This is a genomic window from Sebaldella sp. S0638, assembly GCF_024158605.1.
Taxonomy (GTDB): Bacteria; Fusobacteriota; Fusobacteriia; order Fusobacteriales; family Leptotrichiaceae; genus Sebaldella.
Genome location: NZ_JAMZGM010000038.1, coordinates 1 through 25183, shown reverse-complemented (window position 1 = coordinate 25183; position 25183 = coordinate 1). Strand labels below are relative to the sequence as shown.

Annotated in this window: 25 protein-coding genes and 1 pseudogene; 3 read left to right on the top strand and 23 right to left on the bottom strand. The window is 34.6% G+C overall.

Annotated elements, in window-relative coordinates:
• Positions 1-90 precede the first annotated feature (90 nt).
• Positions 91-759 carry a hypothetical protein gene (locus tag NK213_RS11340; protein WP_253349205.1) on the top strand — a complete coding sequence of 223 codons (669 nt, stop codon included), beginning with the start codon at positions 91-93 and terminating at the stop codon, positions 757-759.
• Positions 760-918: 159 nt separating this feature from the next.
• Here NK213_RS11340 and NK213_RS11335 read toward each other — a convergent pair whose 3' ends face one another.
• The 23 genes and pseudogenes from NK213_RS11335 to NK213_RS11230 all read right to left on the bottom strand — a co-directional run bounded on the left by NK213_RS11335 (position 919) and on the right by NK213_RS11230 (position 22628).
• On the bottom strand, positions 919-1902 hold the full coding sequence (locus NK213_RS11335; protein WP_253349203.1) for a hypothetical protein: 984 nt from the start codon (positions 1900-1902) through the stop codon (positions 919-921).
• 368 nt (positions 1903-2270) lie between these two features.
• A complete protein-coding gene (locus NK213_RS11330) occupies positions 2271-2699 on the bottom strand; it encodes a hypothetical protein (protein ID WP_253349202.1) in 429 nt (142 codons plus the stop codon).
• A 189-nt stretch (positions 2700-2888) separates the two neighbouring features.
• Complete coding sequence (locus NK213_RS11325) at positions 2889-3338, bottom strand: glyoxalase/bleomycin resistance/extradiol dioxygenase family protein (protein WP_253349200.1); 450 nt, start codon at positions 3336-3338, stop codon at positions 2889-2891.
• Between the two features lie 370 nt (positions 3339-3708).
• Positions 3709-4254, bottom strand: a complete 546-nt coding sequence (locus tag NK213_RS11320; RefSeq protein WP_253349198.1) for an ankyrin repeat domain-containing protein — start codon at positions 4252-4254, stop codon at positions 3709-3711.
• A 15-nt stretch (positions 4255-4269) separates the two neighbouring features.
• Positions 4270-4326: pseudogene (locus NK213_RS20660) on the bottom strand (GH-E family nuclease); the annotation flags it as partial.
• 72 nt (positions 4327-4398) lie between these two features.
• On the bottom strand, positions 4399-4728 hold the full coding sequence (locus NK213_RS11315; protein WP_253349196.1) for a hypothetical protein: 330 nt from the start codon (positions 4726-4728) through the stop codon (positions 4399-4401).
• 463 nt (positions 4729-5191) lie between these two features.
• The gene (locus NK213_RS11310) at positions 5192-5575 is read right to left on the bottom strand and encodes a GyrI-like domain-containing protein (protein ID WP_253349194.1); all 384 of its coding nucleotides are present in this window, start codon (positions 5573-5575) and stop codon (positions 5192-5194) included.
• Positions 5576-5813: 238 nt separating this feature from the next.
• Positions 5814-6893, bottom strand: a complete 1080-nt coding sequence (gene ilvC / locus NK213_RS11305) for a ketol-acid reductoisomerase (RefSeq protein WP_253349192.1) — start codon at positions 6891-6893, stop codon at positions 5814-5816.
• 65 nt (positions 6894-6958) lie between these two features.
• Positions 6959-8143 carry a PLP-dependent aminotransferase family protein gene (locus NK213_RS11300; protein ID WP_253349190.1) on the bottom strand — a complete coding sequence of 395 codons (1185 nt, stop codon included), beginning with the start codon at positions 8141-8143 and terminating at the stop codon, positions 6959-6961.
• A gap of 16 nt (positions 8144-8159) precedes the next feature.
• Positions 8160-9218, bottom strand: coding sequence for a 3-isopropylmalate dehydrogenase (gene leuB, locus NK213_RS11295; RefSeq protein ID WP_253349188.1), 1059 nt, complete (start codon positions 9216-9218; stop codon positions 8160-8162).
• Positions 9219-9244: 26 nt separating this feature from the next.
• Positions 9245-9790: a 3-isopropylmalate dehydratase gene (locus NK213_RS11290; protein ID WP_253349186.1), complete on the bottom strand. Its 546-nt coding sequence runs from the start codon at positions 9788-9790 to the stop codon at positions 9245-9247.
• A gap of 117 nt (positions 9791-9907) precedes the next feature.
• The gene (locus NK213_RS11285) at positions 9908-10369 is read right to left on the bottom strand and encodes a hypothetical protein (RefSeq protein WP_253349184.1); all 462 of its coding nucleotides are present in this window, start codon (positions 10367-10369) and stop codon (positions 9908-9910) included.
• 246 nt (positions 10370-10615) lie between these two features.
• The gene (locus tag NK213_RS11280) at positions 10616-10933 is read right to left on the bottom strand and encodes a hypothetical protein (protein WP_253349182.1); all 318 of its coding nucleotides are present in this window, start codon (positions 10931-10933) and stop codon (positions 10616-10618) included.
• Complete coding sequence (locus NK213_RS11275; RefSeq protein ID WP_253349229.1) at positions 10933-12231, bottom strand: 3-isopropylmalate dehydratase large subunit; 1299 nt, start codon at positions 12229-12231, stop codon at positions 10933-10935. Before NK213_RS11275 ends, NK213_RS11280 begins: the two co-directional genes overlap by 1 nt.
• Positions 12232-12332: 101 nt before the next feature.
• On the bottom strand, positions 12333-13190 hold the full coding sequence (locus NK213_RS11270) for a metallophosphoesterase (RefSeq protein ID WP_253349180.1): 858 nt from the start codon (positions 13188-13190) through the stop codon (positions 12333-12335).
• A gap of 24 nt (positions 13191-13214) precedes the next feature.
• Positions 13215-14804, bottom strand: coding sequence for a citramalate synthase (gene cimA, locus NK213_RS11265; protein WP_253349178.1), 1590 nt, complete (start codon positions 14802-14804; stop codon positions 13215-13217).
• Positions 14797-16314 (bottom strand): 2-isopropylmalate synthase, encoded by a 1518-nt coding sequence (locus NK213_RS11260; RefSeq protein WP_253349176.1) that lies wholly within the window; start codon positions 16312-16314, stop codon positions 14797-14799. Before NK213_RS11260 ends, cimA begins: the two co-directional genes overlap by 8 nt.
• Positions 16315-16340: 26 nt before the next feature.
• Positions 16341-16829, bottom strand: coding sequence for an acetolactate synthase small subunit (ilvN, locus tag NK213_RS11255; protein ID WP_253349174.1), 489 nt, complete (start codon positions 16827-16829; stop codon positions 16341-16343).
• Complete coding sequence (ilvB, locus tag NK213_RS11250) at positions 16830-18536, bottom strand: biosynthetic-type acetolactate synthase large subunit (protein ID WP_253349173.1); 1707 nt, start codon at positions 18534-18536, stop codon at positions 16830-16832.
• Between the two features lie 60 nt (positions 18537-18596).
• Entirely contained in the window at positions 18597-19082 is a 486-nt protein-coding gene (gene ilvN, locus NK213_RS11245) for an acetolactate synthase small subunit (RefSeq protein WP_253349172.1), read from the bottom strand.
• Between the two features lie 271 nt (positions 19083-19353).
• Complete coding sequence (ilvA, locus tag NK213_RS11240; RefSeq protein ID WP_253349169.1) at positions 19354-20559, bottom strand: threonine ammonia-lyase; 1206 nt, start codon at positions 20557-20559, stop codon at positions 19354-19356.
• Between the two features lie 95 nt (positions 20560-20654).
• Positions 20655-22316, bottom strand: coding sequence for a dihydroxy-acid dehydratase (ilvD, locus tag NK213_RS11235; RefSeq protein WP_253349227.1), 1662 nt, complete (start codon positions 22314-22316; stop codon positions 20655-20657).
• Positions 22317-22466: 150 nt separating this feature from the next.
• The gene (locus NK213_RS11230; protein WP_253349168.1) at positions 22467-22628 is read right to left on the bottom strand and encodes a hypothetical protein; all 162 of its coding nucleotides are present in this window, start codon (positions 22626-22628) and stop codon (positions 22467-22469) included.
• A gap of 304 nt (positions 22629-22932) precedes the next feature.
• On the opposite strand from NK213_RS11230, the gene NK213_RS11225 reads away from it, so the two are divergent.
• Positions 22933-23493 (top strand): hypothetical protein, encoded by a 561-nt coding sequence (locus NK213_RS11225; protein WP_253349166.1) that lies wholly within the window; start codon positions 22933-22935, stop codon positions 23491-23493.
• A gap of 15 nt (positions 23494-23508) precedes the next feature.
• Positions 23509-24945, top strand: a complete 1437-nt coding sequence (locus NK213_RS11220) for a flotillin family protein (RefSeq protein WP_253349164.1) — start codon at positions 23509-23511, stop codon at positions 24943-24945.
• The last annotated feature ends 238 nt before the right edge of the window (positions 24946-25183 follow it).

Here is a 25183-nt window from a genome sequence, read left to right as displayed (position 1 = left end):
TTTATTAATTAAATATTACCATTATTTTTTTATATAATTTTCCAAAATTAATATGATATAATCTCTATTATACAAATGGGAGGGAGTATAGTGCCTAATCTAAACGAAAAATCAGCCGTAGAATTAGCTGAAAAGTATATAGAAAAATACAAATTGCACAGCGGAAAGCTGGATTTTAAACTTCAAGAAGTCATATTTTGCCCTTCACATCCTTATTTTAACAACGAAGGAATCTGGGAAGTTTATTATGACGTGGATGGATGGGATGATTTGGATCATTCAATAAATATTTCTGACACGGAAGAAATAGTCTTATGTGTATCAACAGTGTTCTATCCGATATATCTGCCTCAGGAATTTAAGATAAAAGAGAAAAAACTGAGTAAAAAAGAAAAACGTCTGAAAAGAAAAGAGGAACTGCATGATTATACAATAGACTCCTATGCTTCTTCTTCAAAATATACTTGTATATATGTGGATTTTAATGAAATTATATCGGATGACTGTGTATTATTATCCCAAAAAAGTGTTAAGTTAGATTTTTGGGGAAATCCGGTTCTTTTACAGGAAGGATTAAAAATAATCGGTTATATGCAGGATGAAAATGCAGACGGTACAAGAGACGATCTGATTGTTTCCGGTACCTGTATGAGAAATACCACGGATAATTTTTCATATGTCCGTTGGTTATTAAAGTTTGATAGTGAAATATATCTTATCAGCGATATGCAGAAAGAAAATCTTAATTTATTTCTCTAAAATAAGCAAAAAACTATGCAAAATAAAATCCCCTGTATTAGGGGAGTCTTTTTATTTTTATGTTATTTTCTGTAGCGACAGATATGTTTTTTTCCAGTTATTCTGACTCCGGTTAGTACAATCAGGAACCATAATTTTGTCTGAATATTTTTTATCCGTTTATTCTGCCTTATACATTTCCTTGCTTATTTTTCTCACTGTATCCTGATACTCTGCGAGATAGCTTATTAAGATATCCATATTCTGCTCGAGAAAATGCTCTTCTTCATATTCTGTATTTTCAGTGGTTTCATAGAAAGAAAGCAATAATTTTTCATGTTTTTTTACTACCTCTGATATATTAACAAATAAATACTTTTTTTCTTCTTCGGAAAGTTCTGTAAGATCATTTTCAAAAAGACATACTTTCTGCAAAAACCTCACTGAAACTTCCAGAAGCTCAATACTGTATTTGAAAAAATCTATATCTTTTTCATATTTTTTCAGGTGTTTTGCCCATTTTATAGAAAAATCCTTATTAAAACCAGCCATTTGTGCTTCTATTTTCTTTAATTCCTCTGTGAGTTCATCTATCTTGAATCCTTTCAAAGATGTAAGCGTTCTGTCATGAAGCAGCCTGTAGTAAATTTTTATTATCTTTTTTTCCATATCTGTGAGCATCTTTTTCATTTTAAAGCCCTGATCCGGCGGAAGAATATAGCATTCTATAAAAAATCCCACTGCCATGCCGAGCCATACAGATATAAGCCTTTCCCCTCCTGCGGTAAAATTACCTCCTATTCCGGTAATCAGGGTTAATGATACCCCAAGGCTCGTCAGCCTGAACCTGTTGGGAAATTTACTCATCAGCACAAACATAAATAAAGTTACTATCATCATAGTTATAAAACCGTGTCTTGTAATTATGAAGATAATTGTACCACCAAGTATCGGCACCAGATTAGTCATAAATCTCTGTACGAAATAAGCTCTTGAATTCGAAATTGATGGTCCCAAAGCCAATGAGAGCCATGCAGACGTCGCCATTGACGCTGACAGCTCTTTATGGCCGAATAAATATGGAAGCATATATCCGCTTACCAAAGCAATAAATAGTTTTATATATCGTCCGTATTGTGATACTGAAAGTTCTTCTTTTGTCATCTCTAAATCCTTATCTGTATTTTGTTCTTATATATAAAATTTACTCCTCTGCTTTTAAAATGTCAAAATAATATTTCATTATATTTGTATATTATTTCTTATAAAGATAACATGCAAATATTGATCTTATTGTTGTTTTTAAAGTCATTCGATTAATTTTCACTTACAAATTTTTACTCTGCTAAAAATTAAAATTAAAACATTTAAAAGCCATTCTTTATATGTATATTATTACATTTCTCACGCGTAAGAAAACTTTTATTCGGTTATTTGATTTCTGATTTTTACATTTTATAATAAATATAATTTCAAGAAAAAAAGACCTATGCCTAACTGTATAGTTAAAAACAGGTCTTTTTATATAATATTTATTTCCAGTTACTTGCTAATTTTACCACGTCAAACTTAATTTCCTCAGATTTATTTCCTTTTTTATCCTGAATTACCAGTGTTATTTCATCACTGTTTTTTATAAACTTTTTAGCAGCCTCTCCTGCTCCGTTTATTGCCGAAAATGTCAGTGTTTTTGTCCCGTTAAAAGTAGAAAAATCTCCATTAATCTCTATGGAATCACCTTTTTCATTTTGAAATAAAACTGTGACTTTTCCAGTTTTTAAAGAATCCTCTTTAATCCATTTGATCATAACTCCAGACATTCCTGATGTTGTGCTTGCTACTAGCTGATATCCCGGTTCTTTTGAAGCTGTTGCCAAAATCTGTGAACTATCCTTAGCTCCAGCACCAAATCCTAATACCGGAAATAAAAAGACTAATAATAAAAATAAATACTTTTTCATAAATCTACCTTTCATGCTATTTGCTTTTTTGTAAAACTATTTAAAATTATAACTTATCCAATAATAAAAATCAAACAAAAAGTTAATTCATAAATTATAAAAAAAGTAAAGAATCACAGAAAAATTCAAAGAAAATATCTAAGAAATTAAAAAAAGCTTATCTTGTAAATAACAAAATAAGCTTAATTATTATATTTTTTGTGCGATATCCCAGACATATCCAAAAGGATCTCTTAATCGTGCTCTTAAGTCGCCCCAAGGAGTTTCTGAAATTTCTATCTGTGATACAGCTCCGTTTTTCAGCATTTTTTCTGCTAATTCCTTTACATTATCTACATACAGATAGAAAATGAAAGGCGGCACTTGTCCGCTGGATTCAGGCGACAAAGGTGCAGAATCGAAACCTTCCTTATTTATAACAAAGTTAACACCTCTATATCTGATTCTTGCAAATAATAAGTCCTTATTATCATCTTCTAATTCCGATATAGCTATCATACCCATTATTCCAGTATAAAAATCAACTGCTCTTTGTACATTAGTCACGCTTATAGCAGCCGTAAGCCATTTTATACCTAATCCTTCCCATGGATGAACTCTTTCCTCCACATTCTCGAACCAGGTTAGTTTATCTTTCATCAACCTTCTCCCTCCATTAAACTTTATTTTTCAATATTTTCAAATATATTTATCAGTAAAAAAATTTTACGATAATTTTATTTTATCATATCAAAAAACCAAAAACAATCATTAAGTAATTTATAAAGGGAAGCCCTCTATCATTTATGCGATTTAGCGCCATAAATTTGTATATAAAATTATAGTGAAGTTTTAATCTACTAAATATACATTAAAAAAGCCGGCGGGGGTGCAGACAAAATCTTGGATTAAATGTCTAAACTACAATGCACCACTGGAATTATTTCAATTATATTTGTTAATTCTTAATTTATGAAAAAGTGTTGTACTTTATTTGACAATTTAAGAAACAATAAAACCATCATAACTTTCATTTTTTATTTCCATCTTCAAACTCCTTTACGATTTTTAAAGCATCATTTCTCCATGATAATTCCTTCATATAATCAATACATGTTTTCCCAAAACTGTCTTTCATGTTATAATCTACTCCACTTTTTAATAAATATTCATAAACCTGTTTTAATTTAACTGTAGGAAGTTTATTAGTTGTTATAGCATATTTAAACGGAGTTGCTCCATATTTATCTAATTCATTTACATTTATACCATTATTTATTAATATTTTCGTAACTTCTAACATATATTTTACTGAAGGACGAAAGTTACTAAAATAAAACCAATGAAGTGCATTTCTTTTAAACTTACAATCTTGAAAGTTAATATCAATTCCTTCTGAAATTAAGAAATTTATTATTTTTAATTTTTCTTCTTCGTTTTTATCATTCACCATTGTAAGACTTAGTAAGTTTAAATTAACATATTTGTTCATTGCATTAATATCTCCAGAATAAAAAGATTTAAATTCTGAATAAGTTCCATCACGAACAGAGTCAAACTCATTTAAAATTTTCATAGTTAATCTCCTTTATTAATATTTATGACTTCGATTTGATGAAGGAATTTCTAATCGATAGTTGTCTGGATTAAATTAAAAAATTTTTAATTTACCAAGAGTTATTTCTTTGTTTTTATAAAGGCATAGGAAGATTCTTCTTTTTCAAAAAATATATAAAATATCATCATCATTTTGTAAAGCAATTGGAATTATTTCTTGTAATTTCCTGATCCTATTAGACATATATTCTAAATTTTCCCCCTCTAATTTTTTTAAAGCCCAATCTTTTAATAATTTAAGTTCTTTCATAACAATAATCAATTTTGATTTATCAAATTCCGCTCCATCTTGTATATATTTTACATTTAATTCTTTAATGGCTTTTTCCCAATACTCATTATAAAATCTTTGAGATGAAATTGGTTCACTTATGATCTCTTCTGAATCCCTATCATTAATATCACCATTATATTTATATAATCCAACAGACATTATTTTTTACCTCCAAATTTTGCTTCAAAATTATAATCAGGAAATTTTATTTTCAAATTATCTAATTCAATTTTTACAACTTTCTACAATTCAGGCGCATCAGCATCAATTCTAAATATATATGTTTTAATCTCTTTTAACTCTTAACTTCTTTTACGTGTCTACTTTTATAACTATTATCCAATTTCCTTTTATTAAAAAAAATCGATGATTATATTTGGTTATAACTATCGGCTTTATTCGATACATTCTACTATGCTGTTAGTTAATTGTCAATTTTTCATACACTTATTTTTATCTAATTTACACCTATATTTATTAATTAATTTACTAAATTGATATTTTTGGTTTCTCATTATTTATTGGGGGAAGTGTAATGTAAATGCTGAATCAGGACTTTTTTACATAAAAATATACCTCTTTTACACTGTAAAAAAAGGTATAGGTTTTTGCCATACTTCGTTTATTTAATTCCAATATAGATTTTTACGCTTCCATCTTGTGAGTATATTTCAAAATCTGTTCCATACTTTCTGTCTAGTTTCATGTTCCAAATTTTATGCCATATTGCTCCAACAGCTTCTGGAGTACTATTTTCTGCCTGCCATACCGAATATTTTCCTTCTTCTATATTTACATAATCACTTAAATCATTATTACTAGAGCCAATTAAAAAGTCATAATTTCCATTATAATCGCTTTCATAGTTATAATATATAGCATAAATATTCCCACTTAACCCTAAATTCGGTACTTTTTTCCATAAAGAGACAATTTCATCAACACGATTATTATTAGTTCTTATTTTTACCCCAGTTATTTTCTTTGATTTAAAATTTTCTATCATAAATTTGCCTTTCTTATTCGTAATATATATTTTATATCATATTTAATATGACAATTGTATGTCATATTATGGTATTTCACTCAATACCAATTAATTATATATTATTTTTCATCTATACTTACTAGTAAACACAATAGTCCACTTTATATGGGACAAGCTATTATACTCTTTCACATATTCAACTGATTTAAGTCTATTAAAAAAGCCGCATCCTAAGACACGGCCTCTATATAATTTATTACTTTGTAACTTTTTCTTTCTGCTGTTCCAAAATTCCTTTTATATTTACAGTTACTTCTACTTCTTCTTTATTATCTATCCAAGACATAAGAGTTCTTAGTTCTGCTCCTACTTTTTCAATAGGATGCTCAGCAGCTTCTTCTCTTTTTTGCTTTAAGAAAGGTGCTCCTGCTTTATAGTCATCTACGAAAGTATCAGCAAATTTACCTGACTGAATAGCAGTAAGAACTTCTCTCATTACTTTCTTTGTATCATCTGTTATTATTTTCGGACCAATCAGATAATCTCCGAATTCAGCTGTATTAGAAATCGAGTGTCTCATTTTTCCGAATCCGCCTTCATATAATAAGTCTACGATCAGTTTCATCTCATGCAGACATTCGAAATATGCGTTTATAGGGTCATATCCTGCCTCTACAAGAACTTCAAATCCTGTTTTGATTAATTCAGTAACTCCTCCGCATAACACTGCTTGTTCACCAAATAAATCAGTTTCAGTTTCTTGTTTAAATGAAGTTTCGATAATTCCTGATCTTCCTCCGCCTACACCTGAAGCCCATGCTAAAGCCAAGTCTCTTGTGTTCCCGCTTGGATCCTGATATACAGCAACAAGACAAGGTACACCGCTTCCCTCTTTAAATGTTCTTCTTACTAAATGTCCCGGTCCTTTTGGTGCTACCATGAAAACATTTACAGTATCTTTAGGAACCAGTTTTTTATAATGAATATTAAATCCGTGTCCAAAACCTAGATAAGCTCCGTCTTTTAAATAAGGTGCTATTTCTTTATCGTAAGTATCTGCCTGTGATTCATCAGGAGTAAGAATCATAACTACATCAGCATCTTTTACAGCATCAGCAGTTTCCTTTACTACAAATCCTGCTTTTTCAGCATCAGCCCATGACTTTGACTCTTTTCTAAGTCCTATTGTCACGTCCATTCCGCTGTCTTTAAGGTTTAAAGAGTGGGCATGCCCCTGTGAACCATAACCTACTACTGTAATCTTTTTCCCCTTTAACAGGTCTAAATTACAATCTTCATCATAATAAACCGTTTTCCCTAAAATTTCTTTTGACATTACTTTTACCTCCATATATTTAATTGCGGATATCCTGATTTCAGACTATCCTGTGTTTGTTAATTTTATTCCGACAAAAGCTCTTTTATACTTTCTGCCAGTATTTTTATACCTTCTTCTATTTTCTCTTCGGTACTGTTTGTATAATTCAGCCTGAAAGCATTTACTCCCTCCACACCCACATAAAAGGGGTCTCCCGGAACAAAGGCTACTTTTTTCTCTATTGCTATATTGAACAAATCCATTGAAGAATAATTTTCAGGAAGTGTTACCCATATGAACATTCCGCCTTCCGGCTTTGTAACCTCTACTTCTTTCGGGAAGTACTTTTCTATTGAATTAACCATACAGTCTCTTTGTTTTTTATAGAGATTTGTGATTTTTTCTATGTGTATTTCTATATTATTTTCTTTCAGATACTCATAAACAACTCTTTGTGAAAAGTAGTTGCTGTGAAGATCTGCTCCCTGTTTGGCAATTATCAGCTTGTCCATAATTTCGGGAGCGGCATGTATCCATCCCAGTCTCATTCCCGGAGAAACTATCTTCGAGAAAGAACCCAGTAAAATAACATTATCATTCATATATTTCTTCATTGAAGGAACTTTATTCCCTATAAATCTCAGTTCTCCGTAAGGATCATCCTCTATAAATATCGTACTGGAATCCTTCATAATATCAGATACCTGTTTTCTGTTTTCCTCTGAATATGTAATACCAGAAGGATTATGAAAATTCGGCACTGCATAAAATAATTTAGGATTATATTTTTTTATGCTTTCCTTCAATTTTTCAGTATCTACACCGTCATGTCTTATGGGAACTGTTTTAAACTCAGGTTCAAACATTGAAAATGCCTGTATCGCCCCGAGATAACCCGGTTCTTCCATCAGCATAACATCACCTTTATTGAGAAATACTTTTCCTATAAGATCCAGTCCCTGCTGTGATCCGTTTGTAATAAGTATTTCATCAGGAGGTACCACTACCCCGGAATTTTTTAAATATCGTTCCGATATATATTCTCTCAGCGGAAGATACCCTTCTGTGGTACTATACTGAAGAACATTTTCCCCGTCTTCTTCTAATATCTTATCTGTTGCTTCCTGCACTTTTTTCACAGGAAATGAAATAGGATTGGGAAGACCCCCGGCAAATGAAATTATTTCGGGATTTCCTACTACTTTCAGGATCTCTCTTATGAATGACTTCTGTGCATTGTTCATTCTGTCTGCGAATCTCAGATCCATATTTACGCCTTCTTTCTTATAATCTTTCTTTTATTAACTCTCCCATTTCCACTGTTCCTACTTTTTTAGTTCCTTCGCTGTATATGTCTCCTGTTCTGTATCCCTCATTCAAAACTGTTTCTACGGCTTTCTCTATTGTATCAGCTTCTTCTGTTAAGTTAAACGAATATCTCAGCATCATTGCCACTGACAATATTGTTGCTATAGGATTGGCAATTCCTTTTCCGGCTATATCTGGAGCTGATCCATGTATAGGCTCATATAATCCCACTTTTCCGTCTCCCAGACTTGCAGAAGGCAGCATTCCTATAGATCCAGTCAGCATACTTGCCTCATCGGACAATATATCTCCAAAAGTATTTTCTGTAACTATAGTATCAAACTGTCTCGGATTTATAACTAACTGCATCGCTGCATTATCAGCATACATATGGATTAGTTCCACATCAGGATAATCTTTCCCCATTTCTATTGCTACTTCTTTCCATAATTTTGAACTGTCTAATACATTTGCTTTTTCCACGCTTGTCAGTTTTTTTGATCTAAGTCTTGCTATTTCAAAACCTTTTTTTACTATTCTTTCTATTTCGCCTCTTGTGTAATACATAGTGTCGTATGCATAATCCTTTGTAAGCTCTTTCTTACCGAAGTAAAGTCCTCCTGTAAGTTCTCTTATTACCATCATATCCAGACCGTCTCCGATTATTTCAGGTTTTAACGGGCTTGCATCCTTTAATGCATTGTATAAAATAGCCGGTCTCAGATTAGTATAAAGCTCAAGAGCTTTTCTTATTCCCAAAAGACCTTTTTCCGGTCTTATAGCCGGATCGATAACGTCCCATTTAGGCCCTCCTACTGCACCTAAAAGCACAGCATCACTGTTTTTACATAATTCTACTGTTTCATCTGTTAACGGCTTACCAAATTTATCAATTGATTCCCCTCCCAGATATCCCTGTTCATAATTAAACTTATGTCCAAACTTTTCTCCTATTTTATCCAAGACTTTTATCGCCTCATTCACTATTTCCGGACCAATTCCGTCACCTTTTAAAACAGCTATTTTAAAGTCCATTTTTTCTCCTTTCCTGATTATTATAGTTAAATATTTTTATTATCTTTAGCATAGTTAAATAAACCGCCGGCTTCAATGATGTCTTTTACATCCCCTAGACTTCTAAGCTCGAAAGTCTGTCCTTTTGTAATATTCGCTATTGTTCCTTTTTCCACATCTATTTCTACTTCATCATTTGTAGCAAAGCTTTCTTTTATAGAATTCGCTGTTTCAAACGGAATCAAAAATCCTCCGTCAACAGAGTTTCTGTAAAAAATTCTTGCATAGTCTTCAGCTACTACTGCTTTTATTCCTGCTTTTTCCAAAGCAAGAGGTGCATGTTCTCTTGACGACCCGCATCCAAAGTTCTTTCCAGCCACCATTACTACATATTCCGAAGTATATTCACCATCTTTTATAAACGGTTTATCACCGGCTATATCAGCTGGCAGACCTGACATGGCATATTTCCCATATAGTTTTACTTCTTCGGGATCATCAATTTTATATACCAGATGCATTGCCGGAATAATCTGGTCTGTATCAATATTATCACCTAATACGTATACTTTTCCCTTTATTACTTTCTCCATTTCTTCCTCCGTTCCATATTTTATATAATTTTTCAAATTTTCTATTTTTCTCTCTTTGTTTATCATAAATCCGGGAGAGCTCCCATCATTACGATAAACTCAGAGAGATTTTATTATTTATTTACCTAATGAGTTTCCGTTTTTATAAAGCACTCTTCCGTTTAGTATTTTCAAATAAAAATCATTTGTTCCTATGTCTTCGCCTTTGCAGTCAGGATTTTTATTATCTATTTTAGTATTATGCACTTCATAAGTTCTCAAACTTTCAATTTTACCGCTGTAGTTCATTAATTTCTTATCCAGAAAGTAGACAGTATTATCAATTGTGTAATAGCCGTAATCCAAAGAATTAAATTTCGTAGGATCTATACCAGTGAATTCTTTCCCCCTGATATATAATTTCCCTTCTTTAATGAACATAATATTCTTTTCATTGTACTGTCTTAATTCGACAAAAAACATAGAATTCGCTGTGTCTTCACCGAATGCATTCTTAAAATAATCTGTTGGTTCTACATTACATGCTGCATAAAATATTGCCGACAAACATATAAACAGTGTTAAGATTACCTTTTTCATAATCATCACTTCCTTCATAATATTTTATTTATATAAATATGTTACAAACATCATATTATCTTTAAAGTAATAAATATTCCAAAATTATCTCTTCAAACCCACATATCTTTTTTTACTTTTGTCCATTTATAGTATACTACTTTTTCCTATGTTCGTCATTAGAATTCAGATCATTATTTTCAGCGGTTCATAATATATATTTTATTCTGTATAAAACAAACTGAACTCTTCTAAAATAAAAATTTGTTAAATTGTTTTTACATTATCACCGAGAATCCAGCCGAAAATTTCATCTTCTGTCTTACAGTACAGCCAGTTATTCTTTATAAGCAGTACTTCGAGGACATCTCCGGGTTCTGCATCCAGTTCAGTAGGATTATAATCTGTCACGAGTTTCCCGTTTTCAAAGTAATCTTCATGTATATAAGTACCGTATCCTTCTATCTCACAGCTGTACCATGCAAAAAATCCATCACACTTATCTTTTATCAAAACATTGGTTTCAGCCTTAAACAAAGGAAAAGTCCCTTCTGATTCATGCTTGTTATTTACTTTTACTCTCATTAATCCCATCCCAAAAATTCTCTTGGGTCAGTAATATGTCCTGTTACTGCTGAAGCTGCCGCAGTATAAGGTGATGCCAGATAAACCTGTGAATCCATAGATCCCATTCTTCCAGGGAAGTTTCTGTTTGTAGTAGAAATTACCACTTCATCTGCATGTGTTCTTCCAAAAGTATCTATAGGCCCTCCTAGACATGCTGCACATGAAGGCGGTCCGATTTTACATCCTGCTTTTTCAAATATTTCCATACAAGTTTCCCCGTCTATCATTATTTTTGAAAGAGCTTCCTCTACTTTTACAGTAGACGGCACTATAAATGTTTCTATAGCTACTTTTCTTCCTTTTAGTATTCTTGCAGCTGCTACGAAATCTGTAGTTTTTCCTCCTGTACAAGAACCTATATATGCTCTGTCCAGTTTTACATCTCCAAGATTTTTAGCAAGATCTGTATTCCCCGGATTAAAAGGCTTAGCCACTACAGGCTCCATTTCATTTGCATTATATTTATACTCTACTGAATAATCAGCATCTTTATCTGAATAAATCAACTCAAACGGCTTATCAGTTTTTTCCGTAACATATTCCACAGTTATTTCATCAGGCTCTATAATTCCGCACTTTCCGCCTGCTTCTATTGCCATATTACAGATAGTCATTCTTTCTTCCATATTAAATCCGTGAATAGCGTCCCCGTCAAACTGCATACATTTATATGTAGCACCATCAAAACCAATATCTCCGATTACTTTCAATACTACATCTTTTCCCATTACATATTCAGGAAATTTCCCTTCAAATGTAAATCTCATAGTTTCAGGTACTTTTACCCAAAGTTTTCCTGTTCCAAGGATAAAAGCCGCATCGGTATTTCCTATCCCTGTGGCAAATTCTCCAAAGGCTCCTGCTGTACAAGTATGTGAATCTGTTCCGAAAAGAACCTCTCCCGGTCTTGTATGCCCTTCCTGTGCAAGTGCAGTATGGCATACTCCTTTGTATTTATTAGTAAACGGCGGATAAAAATATTTTAATTCCTGTTCTACCGCAAACTGGTTTACATACTCTATATTTCTCATAGCATGTTCGTTTTTAGTAAAAATATAATGATCTGGTACCAGTACTATTTTTTCATTGTTCCAAACCTTTGCATTTTCACCAAAATTCTTCTTAAAAATCGCCATACTTCCCGGTCCTGTTACATCATGTGTCATTAAGACATCTACATTTACCCAGATATTATCTCCGGGTTTGACCTCATCCTTTCCGGATTTTTTGGCTAAAATCTTTTCTACAATTGTCATTCCCACTAATGGTTCCTCCTCTTTATCTTTAAATTACTTATAATAATTTTCCGCTTATATATTTAGTATATCATATTTGAGTTTCATATTTACTGTTTTTATTATATTTTTTTTAATTTCACTATTACTACTTCAGGCTGTGCGAAAAATCTCAGATACTGCCCGAAAGCACTTCCTCCAAGCCCCGAAGTTATGTATATTTTATGATTATCAAAGTTTTTCATGCCATATCTGTATTTCTCGCCGTATCTTGTTACAGAACCGGTGAACGGGGAAAACAGTCCGAAAAAAGTTGCCTGTCCCGCATGAATATGACCTGAAAGTGTTATATCCATTTTTTCTTTTTCATTATTGCCGATTTCTTCAAAATAGTCAGGATTATGCGAAAGGAATATTACAAAATCCTTTTTATCTGTATTTTTAAGCACTGCTTTTGCATCCGGTTCACCGAACCACAGGTCTTCTACTCCTGCTATTATGATTTTCTGATTTCCTTTTTTAATCTCTGCTTTTTTGTTATCAAGATTTTTTATGCCGGTTTCCCTTAGCTTTTCCAAAACCAGTAAATGATTGGAATAATCATGGTTTCCTGTTACTGAATAAATCCCGTATTCAGGTTTCTTTACTTTTTTAAATTCCTCAAAAAACGGAACAACCTTTCCTTCCCAGTTTGTATAATCGCCGCCCAGCAGAATTACATCTTTGTCAGTATTATTCATGACATTAATTGCATTATTAAGAGCTTTTTTATTAAAACTGTTTCTTGCGTCAAACTGAAAATCTGCCACATACATTATTCTCATTCCGTCAAAACTCTCAGGTATATCCTCTGAAGCCAGTTCTATTTCCTTTACCTTTATATTTTCAAACTCATAACGGGAATAAAAGTAACAGATGATAAGTACCGCCAAACCTCCCAGAAACAAAGGCAATATTATTTTCATTATTTTTCGAAGCATAAGAATTCTGCCTTTCCGTAATTTTTATCCAAAATCCACAAGCCTTTTCAGTGTTTCCTGTATAAGCTTGTATTCTATAGAATCTACAAGAGCAATCCAGCTGGCTTCTATTATATCAGTAGAAACACCTATAGTTGTCCAAGAACTCTTGGCATCAGCCGACTCTATAAGAACCCTTACCTTGGAAGCCGTTGCATTTTCCTCGCCTTTCAGCACTCTTACCTTATAGTCAATCAGATGCATCTCTTTCAGCTCGGGATAAAATCTCTCAAGCGCTATTCTAAGTGCCTGATCAAGTGCATTTACAGGCCCGTCACCTTCGGCAACAGTAAGCTCTATCTGATCCTTTACCTTTACTTTTACCACAGCTGTAGAGTAATATTTTTTCCCGATATAGTTACCTTTTACATCAAAATATACCAGATCAAAAAATGGTTTATACTTTCCGAGATACTTTCTTATAACAAGTTCAAATGTAGCCTTCGCCCCTTCAAACTGATATCCCTGATATTCCAGCTCCTTGAGCCTTTCTATAATTCCCATTGTCGCTTCTGAATCTCTCTGAATATCTTTATCCACTCTTCTGATTTCTTCAAGAATAGTAGACCTTCCTGATACTTCTGAGAGAAGAAATTCTCTTTCATTTCCTACTAACTCAGGATTTATATGCTCAAAAGAATGTGAAGCTTTGGAAACACCGTCTATATGCATTCCGCCTTTATGTGCAAAAGCGTTTTTCCCGATATAAGGCATAGAATCTTCTATTGTTATATTCGAAATTTCTGCTATTGTCCTTGCTGTACTTGTAAGAAGATTTAACTTTTCACGTGGAACAAGTTCATAATCTTTTTTCAGCTGTAAATTGGCTATTATTGTAGATAAATTAGCATTACCGCATCGCTCCCCGTATCCGAGAAATGTTCCCTGCACCTGCAAAGCTCCTGCTTCTACTGCTGCTGCAGAATTTGCCACTCCAAACCCCATGTCATTATGTGCATGAATTCCTATTTTTATATCTCCGAGTTTTTCTTTTACTATTTTTGTTATTTCCAAAATCTCTTCGGGAAAGCATCCTCCATTGGTATCACAAAGGGTAAGTACCTCTGCTCCGCCTTCTTTGGCTGCTTCCAGAGCCTTTATTGCGTATTCGGGATTACTTTTGTACCCGTCAAAAAAATGCTCGGCATCAAAGATAATCTTTTTTCCTTTTGATTTTAGAAATAACAGCGTGTCTTTTATCATTTTCAGATTATTTTCAAGTGTTGTTTTTATAATATCAGTAACATGAAAATCCCAGCTTTTTCCAAATATAGAAACATATTCTGTTCCTGCCTGAAGCAGTGAAATAAGATTCTGATCCTCTTCCGGAACTACATCCTTTCTTCTTGTACTCCCGAAGGCTACAAGCTTAGAATGTTTCAGCTCCACGGATTTTATAAGTTCAAAGAACTCAAGATCCTTAGGATTGGAACCGGGATTCCCCGCTTCTATATAATCTATGCCAAACTCATCAAAAGCCTGAGTTACAGCTATTTTATCCTTTACTGAAAATGATATTCCCCGTGCCTGTGCACCATCTCTTAAAGTTGTATCAAAGATTTCAACCTTAATCATTTTTTTCTCCTTTATAGAGCCGGTTTACGGCATTAATATACGCTACAATACTAGCTTCCACTATATCTGTACTCTGCCCTCTACCCATATGTCTTTCACCGTTTTTCTCTATTATCACTACTACCTGAGCCTGTGCATCAGTATCGCCGGTTATTGAATCCAGCTTGTATTCTGCCACATCATAGCTGTTGCCAAGCATGTTATTTATTGCATGATATGCCGCATCCACCGGCCCGTCTCCTATAGCTGTCATTGTTTGTTCATTATTATCTATAGTAATCGTAACCTCTGCTTTCGGCTTTCCTTCTTTTCTTGTGATCTCGAAACTTTTCAGCTTTACTCTTCCTTCGAATTTACCTGCATCTCCAGTTACAAGCGATATGATATCTTCATCAAGAATGTATTTTTTCTTATCTGCAAGCTTTTTAAACTCTGCGAATAATTCATCAATTTTTTCATTTTCAAGAGAAAATCCAAGTTTTTCCATTTTATCGATAAAAGCATGTTTTCCTGATAATTTCCCGAGTACAAGGCTGTTTGTATCCCTTCCTACACTCTCCGGAGTTATTATTTCATAAGTTTCCGGATTAGCAAGTACTCCGTGCTGGTGGATTCCAGACTCATGAGAAAATGCATTAGCTCCCACAATTGCTTTGTTAGGCTGTGTGGCTATTCCTGTAAGAAGGCTGACCATCTTACTTGTAGGATAGATTTGTTTTGTATCTATTCCTGTTACAAGATTTTCATATCTGTCTTTTCTTGTAGCAAGAATCATTACCACTTCTTCAAGTGAAGTATTTCCGGCTCTTTCCCCAAGACCGTTTATAGTACACTCTACCTGTGTAGCCCCTGCTTCTACAGCTGCTATTGAATTCGCCACTGCAAGCCCCAGATCATTGTGACAGTGTGTAGAAATGTCCACTGCATCTATCCCTTTTACATTTTTTCTTAAATATGTTATTCTCTCAAAGATTTCCGTAGGAGTTCTGTATCCCACTGTATCCGGAACATTTATTGTTGTTGCTCCTGCCGCTATAGCCGCGTTATATGCCTCTACCAGATACTCAGGCTCTGTTCTCATAGCGTCTTCTGCTGAAAACTGTATATCATCCATTAATGTTTTTCCATACTTTACTGCTTCATAAATCTTATCAAGTATCTCTTCTTTGCTCATTTTCAGTTTAAATTCCCTGTGCAGCGGTGAAGTAGCAAGAAAAATATGTATTCTCTTCTTATTTGCCTTTTCCAGTGCCTTTGCAGCTGTTTCTATATCCTTTGTCACAGCTCTTGCCAAACTGGCTACTGTAGAATTTTTTACATGTTCAGATATTAAGCTCACAGCATCGAAATCTCCGGGAGACGAAATGGCAAACCCCGCTTCTATTATATCTACTCCTAATGATTCCAGCTGTTTTGCTATTCTCAATTTCTCCTGTGAATTCAGGTTTACTCTGGGTGTCTGTTCCCCGTCTCTCAATGTAGTATCAAATATCTTTATTTTTCTAGTCATTAACTACTCCTCCTTTGTTGGTATTATTACATTTTTTCTCCACGGCTCATAGCAAGAACTCCTGTTTTGGCTATTTCAAGTATGCCGTAGTTATCCAGAATATCTATAAATCCTCTTAATTTTTGTACATCACCTGTTAACTCTATTGTAAGCGATGTTGGTGAAACATCCAGCACTTTTCCCCTGTAAATCTCTGCTATCTGTACTATCTGTGCTCTTGTTTCATGATTTGCCTTTACTTTCAGAAGCATAAGCTCCCTTCTGATAACTCCCTCTTCGGGAAACACCTTTACCTTTACCACATCTATTATTTTATATACCTGTTTCTGTATCTGGTCAAGTGTTTTGTCATCACCTTCCACAGTAAGGGTCAGTCTTGCGTATCCTTCTTTGTTTGTAACTCCCGCTGTCATTTTCTGAACCTGGTAGCCTCTTCTGTTGAAAAGCGACATTATTCTTGATACTATACCGTTTTTATTTTTGGCTATTATCAAAATTTCATGTCTTTTTGTCATCTAAATCTCCCCCTTTTTCCCTACCATCTGGTCAACACTTGTTCCTGAGGGGATCATTGGAAAAACATTTTCTTCTTTCTCAACTATGCAGTTTATCAGTACAGGCCCGTCTGAATTCAGAAGTTCTTCCATCTGCGAGAGATCTTCGGGTTTTGAAAGCTCTACAGATTTTATTCCATAAGCTTCACCCAGCTTTACAAAATCCGGATTATGCGTAAGGTCTACAAATGAATACCTTTTTTCATTGAACATTTCCTGCCATTGTCTTACCATTCCCAGATAAGAATTATTCAAGATTATTATTTTTACAGGAAGATTATACTGTTTTGCCACCATCAGTTCCTGAATGTTCATTTGTATTCCGCCGTCGCCTACTATTGCTATTACTTTTTCTTTTGGTTTGGCTACCTGTGCACCGATTGCCGCCGGCAGTCCGAATCCCATTGTTCCTGCTCCTCCCGAAGTACATATTGTATTCGGCTTCTCATAGTCAAGATACTGGGCTGCCCACATTTGATGCTGTCCCACGTCTGTTACTATTATTGCCTCTCCTTTTACTATGCTGTTTATTTTTTCCAGAACTTCCTGAGGGCATAATTTTGATTCATCTTGTTTTTTGTAGATCAAAGGATACTCTTCTTTCCACTCCTTTATTTTTGCATGCCATTCTTTATTATCTTTATCTTTTAATTTTTCATTTATTTCTGTTAGTATATTTTTCAAATCTCCTACTATTGGTATGTCAGGCTTTTTATTCTTTCCAATTTCCGCAGGATCTATATCAATATGTATTATTTTTGCATTTTTACAAAATTTATCAGGGTTTCCTGTAATTCTGTCATCGAATCTGATTCCCGCCGCTATTATCAAATCTGCTTCTGCTGTGGCATAGTTCGCATAAACTGTTCCGTGCATCCCCAACATTCCCAGTGATAATTCATGGCTTGAAGGAAAAGCCCCGAGACCTAAAAGAGTCATAGTCACAGGTATATCCATCTTTTCCGCCAGTTCCTTAAGCTCGTCGCTTGCCCCGGCTCTTAGTATTCCTGCTCCTGCTATAATTAAAGGTTTTTTCGCATTTTGTATCTCTTTTACAGCCTTTTTTATCTGCATAGGATGCCCGTGATATGTAGGCTCGTATCCTTCCAGTTCTATTTCCTGATTATAAAGCTTTTCAAATTCCGCATAAGGAATTTTTGCCAGCTGTATATCTTTCGGCACATCTATAAGTACAGGCCCCGGTCTTCCGGTTCGTGCTATATAATGAGCTTCTTTCATCATATGCGGCAGATCCTTTATATTCTGAACCAGATAATTATTCTTTGTGATCGGCACTGTTATTCCTACAATATCACTTTCCTGAAATGCATCTTTTCCCAAAAGATTGCTTACTACCTGCCCTGTAATGGCAAGAAGAGGTATCGAATCCATATGTGCAGTCATTATCCCTGTTACGAGATTGGTAGCACCCGGCCCTGAAGTGGCAAGACATACACCTACTTCGCCGGAAACCCTTGCATATCCGTCAGCTTCATGCGCTGCTCCCTGTTCATGTCTTGAAAAATAGTGATGAAGATCCTTAAAACTGTATAATTCATCATAAATAGGAATCACGCTTCCGCCGGGATATCCGAATATATTTTTTACTCCTAGTCTGCTGAGGCACTCCAGTATTATTCTGGCCCCGCTTATCATCTTATCTTCCATCTTTTATCACCCTTTGTTTATTACAGATTTTATATTTTCCGGAATATTTTTTATTTTCATTTACAGCTTCTCTCCTCTGCTCATTGCCAAAACCCCGGTTCTTGCTATTTCCAGTACACCGTAACTTTCCATTATATCCACGAATCCGCCTAATTTCTGACTGTCCCCGGTAAGTTCCATTGTTACCGAATCAGGAGAAACGTCTACTACTTCACCTCTGTATATTTCTGCTATCTGGACTATCTGAGCCCTTGTTTCTATATTCGCCTTTACTTTCAAAAGCATGAGTTCCCTTCTGATAACACCGTCTTTAGGGAATATCTTTACTTTTACTACATCAGTTATTTTATACACTTGTTTTTGTATCTGATCCAGTATTTTATCATCGCCCTCTATTGTAAGAGTAAGCCTTGTGTAACCTATTTTATTGGTAACCCCTGCTGTCATTTTCAGGGCATGATATCCTCTTCTGTTAAAAAGCGACATTATTCTGGCTATTATTCCGTCAGTATTCTTCGCTATTATTAAAATTTCATATTTTTTCATTTGAATCACTCCCGATTTTCCTGTCATTTGACCGCTGACTGTTTTATGCCGGTATCGCAAAGGAGTCCGTTTTGCCGGGATAAATCCTCAGGCATTGACAATTGTACTGATTTATATACTATTTTTACCGAAATTCTGCTGTATATCTGTCTTAACTACTGTTAACTCCTGAATATTCATCTCTTTTTGGTTCTAACCGGTGTTATGTCTTATCCGTCTTAATCATGTACGAAATATAACACCAAAGTTCTGATTTATCTCCTTATTTATATTATATATTTATTCTCAGAATTTCATAGCCAAAATTTTTAAATTCTTTTATTATTTTCTGTATATGTTCTTCTCCGTTGGTTTCCACAGTTACCTGAAGCTCCACTTCATGGAATCTGTCAAGATTTTTAAACTGGTTATGATCCAGTTTGATTACATTGGCATTTAATTTTGTCAATATATCTGATACCATTTGAAGCTGTCCCGGTTTGTCGGGAAGCTGAACGGAAAAACTAAATATTCTCCCTCTTGAAATAAGTCCCTTGCTTATCATTGAAGATATTGTCAAAACGTCGATATTTCCGCCGCTTAATACAGAAACTATCTTCTTATCCTTTTCTTTTATCTTTCTCAGCCCTGCCAGTGATAAAATTCCGGCATTTTCAGCTATAAGCTTATGCTTTTCCACCAGTATCAGAAATGATTCCATAAGTTCATAATCAGAAACTGTTATTATCTCATCAACATATTGTTTTATATATTCAAAGGTAGTATCACCGATTCTTTTTACCGCTGCTCCGTCTGCTATTGTATATGACTCGGAAAGTTCTGTTACCTTACCTTCACTTAGTGATTTTATGGCACTGGCTGCCCCTTCAGGTTCTACACCTATTATTTTTATATCAGGATTCTTTTGTTTTGCCGCTGCTGCTATCCCGGATATTAGTCCGCCCCCTCCAAGAGGAACCATTATTATATCTACATCAGGAAGTTCCTTCAAAATCTCCAGCGCTATTGTACCCTGACCGGCAATCACAGCTTCATCATCAAAAGGATGTACAAAAATATACCCTTTTTCCTCCTGAAGTTCTTTTGCCTTCTTGTATGCTTCATCATAAACTTCACCATGTAAAACTACTTCAGCGCCAAATCTTGCAGTTGCCTCGACTTTTATGAGAGGTGTGTGTTTCGGCATAACTATTGTTGCTTTGACGCCCAGCTTTTGTGCGGCAAATGCCACTCCCTGAGCATGATTCCCTGCTGATGAAGCTATAAGGCCTTTCTTTTTTTCATCTTCAGAGAGCATAAATATTTTATTATATGCTCCCCTGATTTTAAATGAGCCGGTTCTCTGAAGGTTTTCCGGTTTTATATAAACTGTATTCCCGAATTCTTTTGAAAATGTAGAACTATATATAAGTTTAGTTTTTACCAGTACATTTGATAGTCTTTCCTTGGCTTCCACAAAGTCGCATAATGTTAGCATTTTTTCTCCTTTGAAAATATCTGTCTTTTTATTTCAAAAATTATTTTTAATAACTTTTCCACTTTTCCACAAAATTTAAAATTTTATTTCTGGTTTTAATATTCTTCTATTGCTCCGTTAACTGCTGATCCTACATGCATTGCATATTTTTTCAAATATCCGCTTACTTCCGGCTTATATGGTTTTAGATTTGCCTTTCTTACTGCAATTTCCTCATCGCTCAATTTTACATTCAGAGTTCTGTTTGGTATATCTATTTCTATAATATCGCCGTCTTCTACTATTGCTATAGTTCCCCCGGAAGCTGCCTCAGGACACACATGACCTATTGAAGCTCCTCTTGTTGCCCCGGAAAATCTTCCGTCAGTAAGAAGCGCCACTTCTTTATCAAGACCCATACCTGCTATTACAGACGTCGGAGTAAGCATCTCTCTCATTCCCGGTCCGCCTTTAGGCCCTTCATATCTTATTACCACTACGTCCCCGCTCTTTACTTTTCCTCCGAGAATTGCGTCCACGGCGTCTTCTTCAGAATCATACACTTTTGCCGGTCCTGAATGCACCTGCATTTCGTCTGCCACTGCTCCAGCCTTTACCACCGATCCCTGTTCTGCCAGATTTCCTTTCAGCACTGCCAGTCCTCCGCTTGCATACGCCGGCTTATCCCATGGTTTTATTACATCTTCATCATTTATATATGCTTCCTTACAAAGCTCTTCCTGTGTTTTCAAAGTAACTGTTTTCTGACTTCCGTCGAGTTCCCCGTTTTCAAACAGTCTTCTCATTACACCTGTCACTCCTCCGGCTCTGTATAAATCTTCTATAAAGTATTCTCCAGAAGGTGATAATTTACAAAGCTGAGGTACTCTTGCAGCTATTTCATTAAAATCATCTATAGTGAGCTTTACTCCTGCATCATGTGCCACTGCCGGCAGATGGAGTGCTGTATTTGTAGACCCTCCCAGTGCCATATCCACAGCCACTGCATTTATAAAAGCTTCTTTTGTCATTATATCTCTTGGTTTCAGATCTGCTTTCAGTATTTCGAGTATCTGCATTCCTGCTTTTTTAGCCAGTCTCAGTCTTTCAGAGAATACTGCCGGTACAGTTCCATTTCCCGGAAGTCCCATTCCCAAAGCTTCAGTCAGGCAGTTCATTGTGTTTGCCGTGTACATTCCCGAACATGATCCACATGTAGGACACGCCATATCTTCTACCATATTCAGCTCTTTTGCAGACATTTTTCCTGATTCAAACTGTCCCACATATTCAAAAACATTACTGAGTCCTATTTTTTTTCCTTTATAAACACCTGCAAGCATTGCTCCCCCACTTATAAATATACTTGGTATATTCAGTCTTGCAGCTGCCATAAGCATTCCCGGCACTACTTTATCACAGTTTGGTATAAAAACCATTGCGTCAAAAGGTGTTGCCATTGCTGTAGCTTCAATTGAGTCAGCTACTATCTGTCTTGTTACCAGCGAATACTTCATTCCTATGTGATTCATTGCCAGTCCGTCACAAATTCCTATTGTATTAAATTCCATAGGAACTCCTCCTGCCATTCTTATACCGTCTTTTACAGACTGTACAAGAGTCTGAAGATGTACATGTCCCGGTATTATTTCATTAAATGAATTGGCAATACCTATAATAGGCTTGTCCATTTCCTCGTTTATAAACCCCAGTCCTTTAAGCAGCGATCTGTGCGGTGCTCTTCTATCCCCTTTTTTCAAATTATCACTTCTCATTATCTTCACCTCTCAATAAATTTTGTAAAAAAAAATGATTCTAAAAAATACTTAGAATCACTTCCTAATCTCTATAATTAAAATAAATATTTATAAAACATAATCTACAAGACTACTATTGCCCTAATACATAAAGGACATTCACCGTTAGTATTATAGTTTATTATTACCGGCTCCATATGCAAAATTATCAGAACGATCTTCACACGATGGAAACGTATTATAGAAATTAAAAAGTGCTTCTTTATTAATGCTGAGTCCTATGAGTTCTATAATGACAACCAGTAATATGACTGATAATACTAATAATTCCATATCTTATCTCCTTTATCTTTTATTATACATTTATATTATCAAATATCATCTATTAAGTAAAATATAGTTTTTATATTTTTTCCATAAGTCTGATATATGTATTTTCTTTTTAGTTTGACAAACATTTATTTTAAGCTTATAATTACAATTAATTTCCCGAAAAATTAATATTTTGTTTATTCAGAAGAAATTTATACAATTTCATAAAATATCGGAAAATATGAAATTTCATGATAATGATCCTACATTTTATCATAAATAGTAACTATAAAAAAAATAAATTCTCAGAACGGGGGTGTAAACAATGATAAATTTACTCTTTTATACTGGTATATTTTCTACTGTTATTTTAATAATTCAGGTTATACTGACACTTATTGGAATGGGAGCTGAAAGCCCTGAATTTGATGCTGATACTGATACGGACTTTGATGGGACTGACAGTGATTTTGATGGAACAGCCCAATTTTCAATTTTTACTTTTAAAAGTCTTATTTCATTTTTCTCTATTTTATCGTGGACAACTTTAGCCTGCAGACAGGGCGGAATAAATTCTGCTGTTAGTATTATTGCAGGGTTAATAGCAGGTACTATCACAATGTATCTTGTGGCAAAAATTTTTTTTGAATTAAAGAAATTAAAGCAGGATAATACTATGGAAATAAAAAGTGCAATGGGAAAAACAGCAAAAGTATATCTGACCATTCCTGCCCAAAGAAGCGGAACAGGAAAGATTCATATAAACTTTGACGGTACTCTCAGAGAACTGGATGCAGTCTCTGACGAAGAAATAAAGACTGACAGCATGATAGAAGTCTGTGATATTCTTGATAATTCAGTATTAGTTGTAAAAAAAATAAATTAAGATAGGGGTATGAATATGTTTTTAGATCCGGTTTTAGGAATTATTATTTCAGTATCAGCAATATTATTTATTGCATTATTATTCTTTCTTACAAGATACAGAAGGTGTCCTTCTGATAAAATTCTTGTCATCTATGGACAAGGTGTCGGAAGAACAGGTGAATCTGCAAAATGTATACACGGAGGAGGTGCATTGGTATGGCCTGTTATCCAAAGCTTCGGTTACTTGAATCTTACTCCGATTTCTATTGAAGTAGATTTAAAAAAAGCTTTGAGTAAACAAAATATCAGAGTAGATGTTCCTTCCAGCTTCACAGTAGCCATTTCTACAGAACCTGAAATTATGAGAAATGCAGCTGAAAGGCTTTTTGGTTTGAAGAAAGAAAATATAGAAAGCTTAGCAAAAGAAATAATTCTCGGACAGCTTAGACTTGTAGTTGCTACAATGAATATAGAAGAATTAAATGCAGACAGGGATAAGTTCCTTGTGGCTATAGCACAAAATGTAGAAACTGAACTGAAAAAGATCGGGCTTCGTTTGATTAACGTTACTGATATTAAAGATGAGTCGGGATATATTGAAGCTCTCGGGCAGGAAGCTGCTGCTCATGCAATTAACGAAGCTAAAAAGCTGGTTGCTGAGAAAGAAAGAGACGGAGAAATTGGTAAAGCTGAAGCGGAAAAAGAAAAACGTATAAAAATTTCACAGGCAAATGCAGCAGCTATTCAGGGGGAGAATGAAGCTAAAATTAGTGTTGCCGAATCAGATGCAATACGTCGTGAAAAAGAAGCCGAAGCTATAAAAAGAGCTATTTCTGCTGAGAAGGTACAGGCTGCAAAGGCTCTTGAGGAAGCTTACCGTGCAGAACAGATAACTGAAGTGGTAAGAGCAGAAAAGGTAAAGGCAGAACAAACAGCTGATATTGTAATTCCTGCTGAAATAAATAAGCAGAAAGTAGAAATTGATGCAGAAGCTGATGCAGAAAGAATAAGAAGAAAAGCCAAAGGGGAAGCTGACGGAATTTACTATAAGATGGATGCCGAAGCACGTGGTATCGGTGATTATATCAAAAATCAGGCAGAAGGATTCGCAAAACTTATTACAGCAAGTGAAAATGATGCACAGAAGGCTGCTCTGCTTCTTATTGCAGATAAACTCCCTGAGCTTGTAAAATATCAGTCTGAAGCTATTAAAAATATTAAGCTGGATAAAGTTATCGTATGGGATAACGGAGGCTCTGACGGTGATAATAAGACATCCACAGCGAACTTTATATCAGGAATGTATCAGTCTGTTCCTCCTTTAAATGAAATGTTTAATATGGCAGGACTCCAGTTGCCTAGTTTTCTGGGAAAAAAGCTGGATGAGATGGAAGAAAAAGAGAAAAGAAATGTTGTTGTTCAGGAGAGCAATACTGGCATAAATGATGATATAGATGAGGATAAGGAATAAGAAGTATACAGCAGTACCGTGCCTTTTGTGGGGCGGTACTGCTTTTCTTTTGGATACTAAAGGGGCTTATTGGAATTCCCCAAAAAAGTTTACACAGAGTTAAGATATGAAATTTTTTCTTCATACTCAACAGGGCTTAAATAGCCTAATTTTATCTATTATCGAGCCTGTGATAAAAAGTCTGTAAATAAAAAAATCTTTTTATGATAAACTAAAAACAGGAGGACTTTATTATGAA

Bases quoted from the DNA above. Each gene is read 5' to 3' on its own strand.
- NK213_RS11220 (WP_253349164.1), top strand. From the start codon at position 23,509: ATGTTTTTAGATCCGGTTTTAGGAATTATTATTTCAGTATCAGCAATA.
- NK213_RS11315 (WP_253349196.1), bottom strand. From the start codon at position 4,728: ATGTCTGTTGGATTATATAAATATAATGGTGATATTAATGATAGGGAT.
- ilvN (WP_253349172.1), bottom strand. From the start codon at position 19,082: ATGAAAAAATATGAAATTTTAATAATAGCGAAGAATACTGACGGAATA.
- NK213_RS11225 (WP_253349166.1), top strand. From the start codon at position 22,933: ATGATAAATTTACTCTTTTATACTGGTATATTTTCTACTGTTATTTTA.
- NK213_RS11325 (WP_253349200.1), bottom strand. From the start codon at position 3,338: ATGAAAGATAAACTAACCTGGTTCGAGAATGTGGAGGAAAGAGTTCAT.
- ilvN (WP_253349174.1), bottom strand. From the start codon at position 16,829: ATGACAAAAAGACATGAAATTTTGATAATAGCCAAAAATAAAAACGGT.
- NK213_RS11280 (WP_253349182.1), bottom strand. From the start codon at position 10,933: ATGAGAGTAAAAGTAAATAACAAGCATGAATCAGAAGGGACTTTTCCT.
- ilvC (WP_253349192.1), bottom strand. From the start codon at position 6,893: ATGTCAAAAGAAATTTTAGGGAAAACGGTTTATTATGATGAAGATTGT.
- NK213_RS11330 (WP_253349202.1), bottom strand. From the start codon at position 2,699: ATGAAAAAGTATTTATTTTTATTATTAGTCTTTTTATTTCCGGTATTA.
- NK213_RS11285 (WP_253349184.1), bottom strand. From the start codon at position 10,369: ATGAAAAAGGTAATCTTAACACTGTTTATATGTTTGTCGGCAATATTT.
- ilvB (WP_253349173.1), bottom strand. From the start codon at position 18,536: ATGGAAGATAAGATGATAAGCGGGGCCAGAATAATACTGGAGTGCCTC.
- ilvA (WP_253349169.1), bottom strand. From the start codon at position 20,559: ATGCTAACATTATGCGACTTTGTGGAAGCCAAGGAAAGACTATCAAAT.
- NK213_RS11300 (WP_253349190.1), bottom strand. From the start codon at position 8,143: ATGGATCTGAGATTCGCAGACAGAATGAACAATGCACAGAAGTCATTC.
- NK213_RS11270 (WP_253349180.1), bottom strand. From the start codon at position 13,190: ATGCTTCGAAAAATAATGAAAATAATATTGCCTTTGTTTCTGGGAGGT.
- NK213_RS11275 (WP_253349229.1), bottom strand. From the start codon at position 12,231: ATGACAATTGTAGAAAAGATTTTAGCCAAAAAATCCGGAAAGGATGAG.
- cimA (WP_253349178.1), bottom strand. From the start codon at position 14,804: ATGATTAAGGTTGAAATCTTTGATACAACTTTAAGAGATGGTGCACAG.
- NK213_RS11290 (WP_253349186.1), bottom strand. From the start codon at position 9,790: ATGGAGAAAGTAATAAAGGGAAAAGTATACGTATTAGGTGATAATATT.
- NK213_RS11260 (WP_253349176.1), bottom strand. From the start codon at position 16,314: ATGACTAGAAAAATAAAGATATTTGATACTACATTGAGAGACGGGGAA.
- NK213_RS11320 (WP_253349198.1), bottom strand. From the start codon at position 4,254: ATGAAAATTTTAAATGAGTTTGACTCTGTTCGTGATGGAACTTATTCA.
- NK213_RS11230 (WP_253349168.1), bottom strand. From the start codon at position 22,628: ATGGAATTATTAGTATTATCAGTCATATTACTGGTTGTCATTATAGAA.
- NK213_RS11310 (WP_253349194.1), bottom strand. From the start codon at position 5,575: ATGATAGAAAATTTTAAATCAAAGAAAATAACTGGGGTAAAAATAAGA.
- leuB (WP_253349188.1), bottom strand. From the start codon at position 9,218: ATGGACTTTAAAATAGCTGTTTTAAAAGGTGACGGAATTGGTCCGGAA.
- NK213_RS11335 (WP_253349203.1), bottom strand. From the start codon at position 1,902: ATGACAAAAGAAGAACTTTCAGTATCACAATACGGACGATATATAAAA.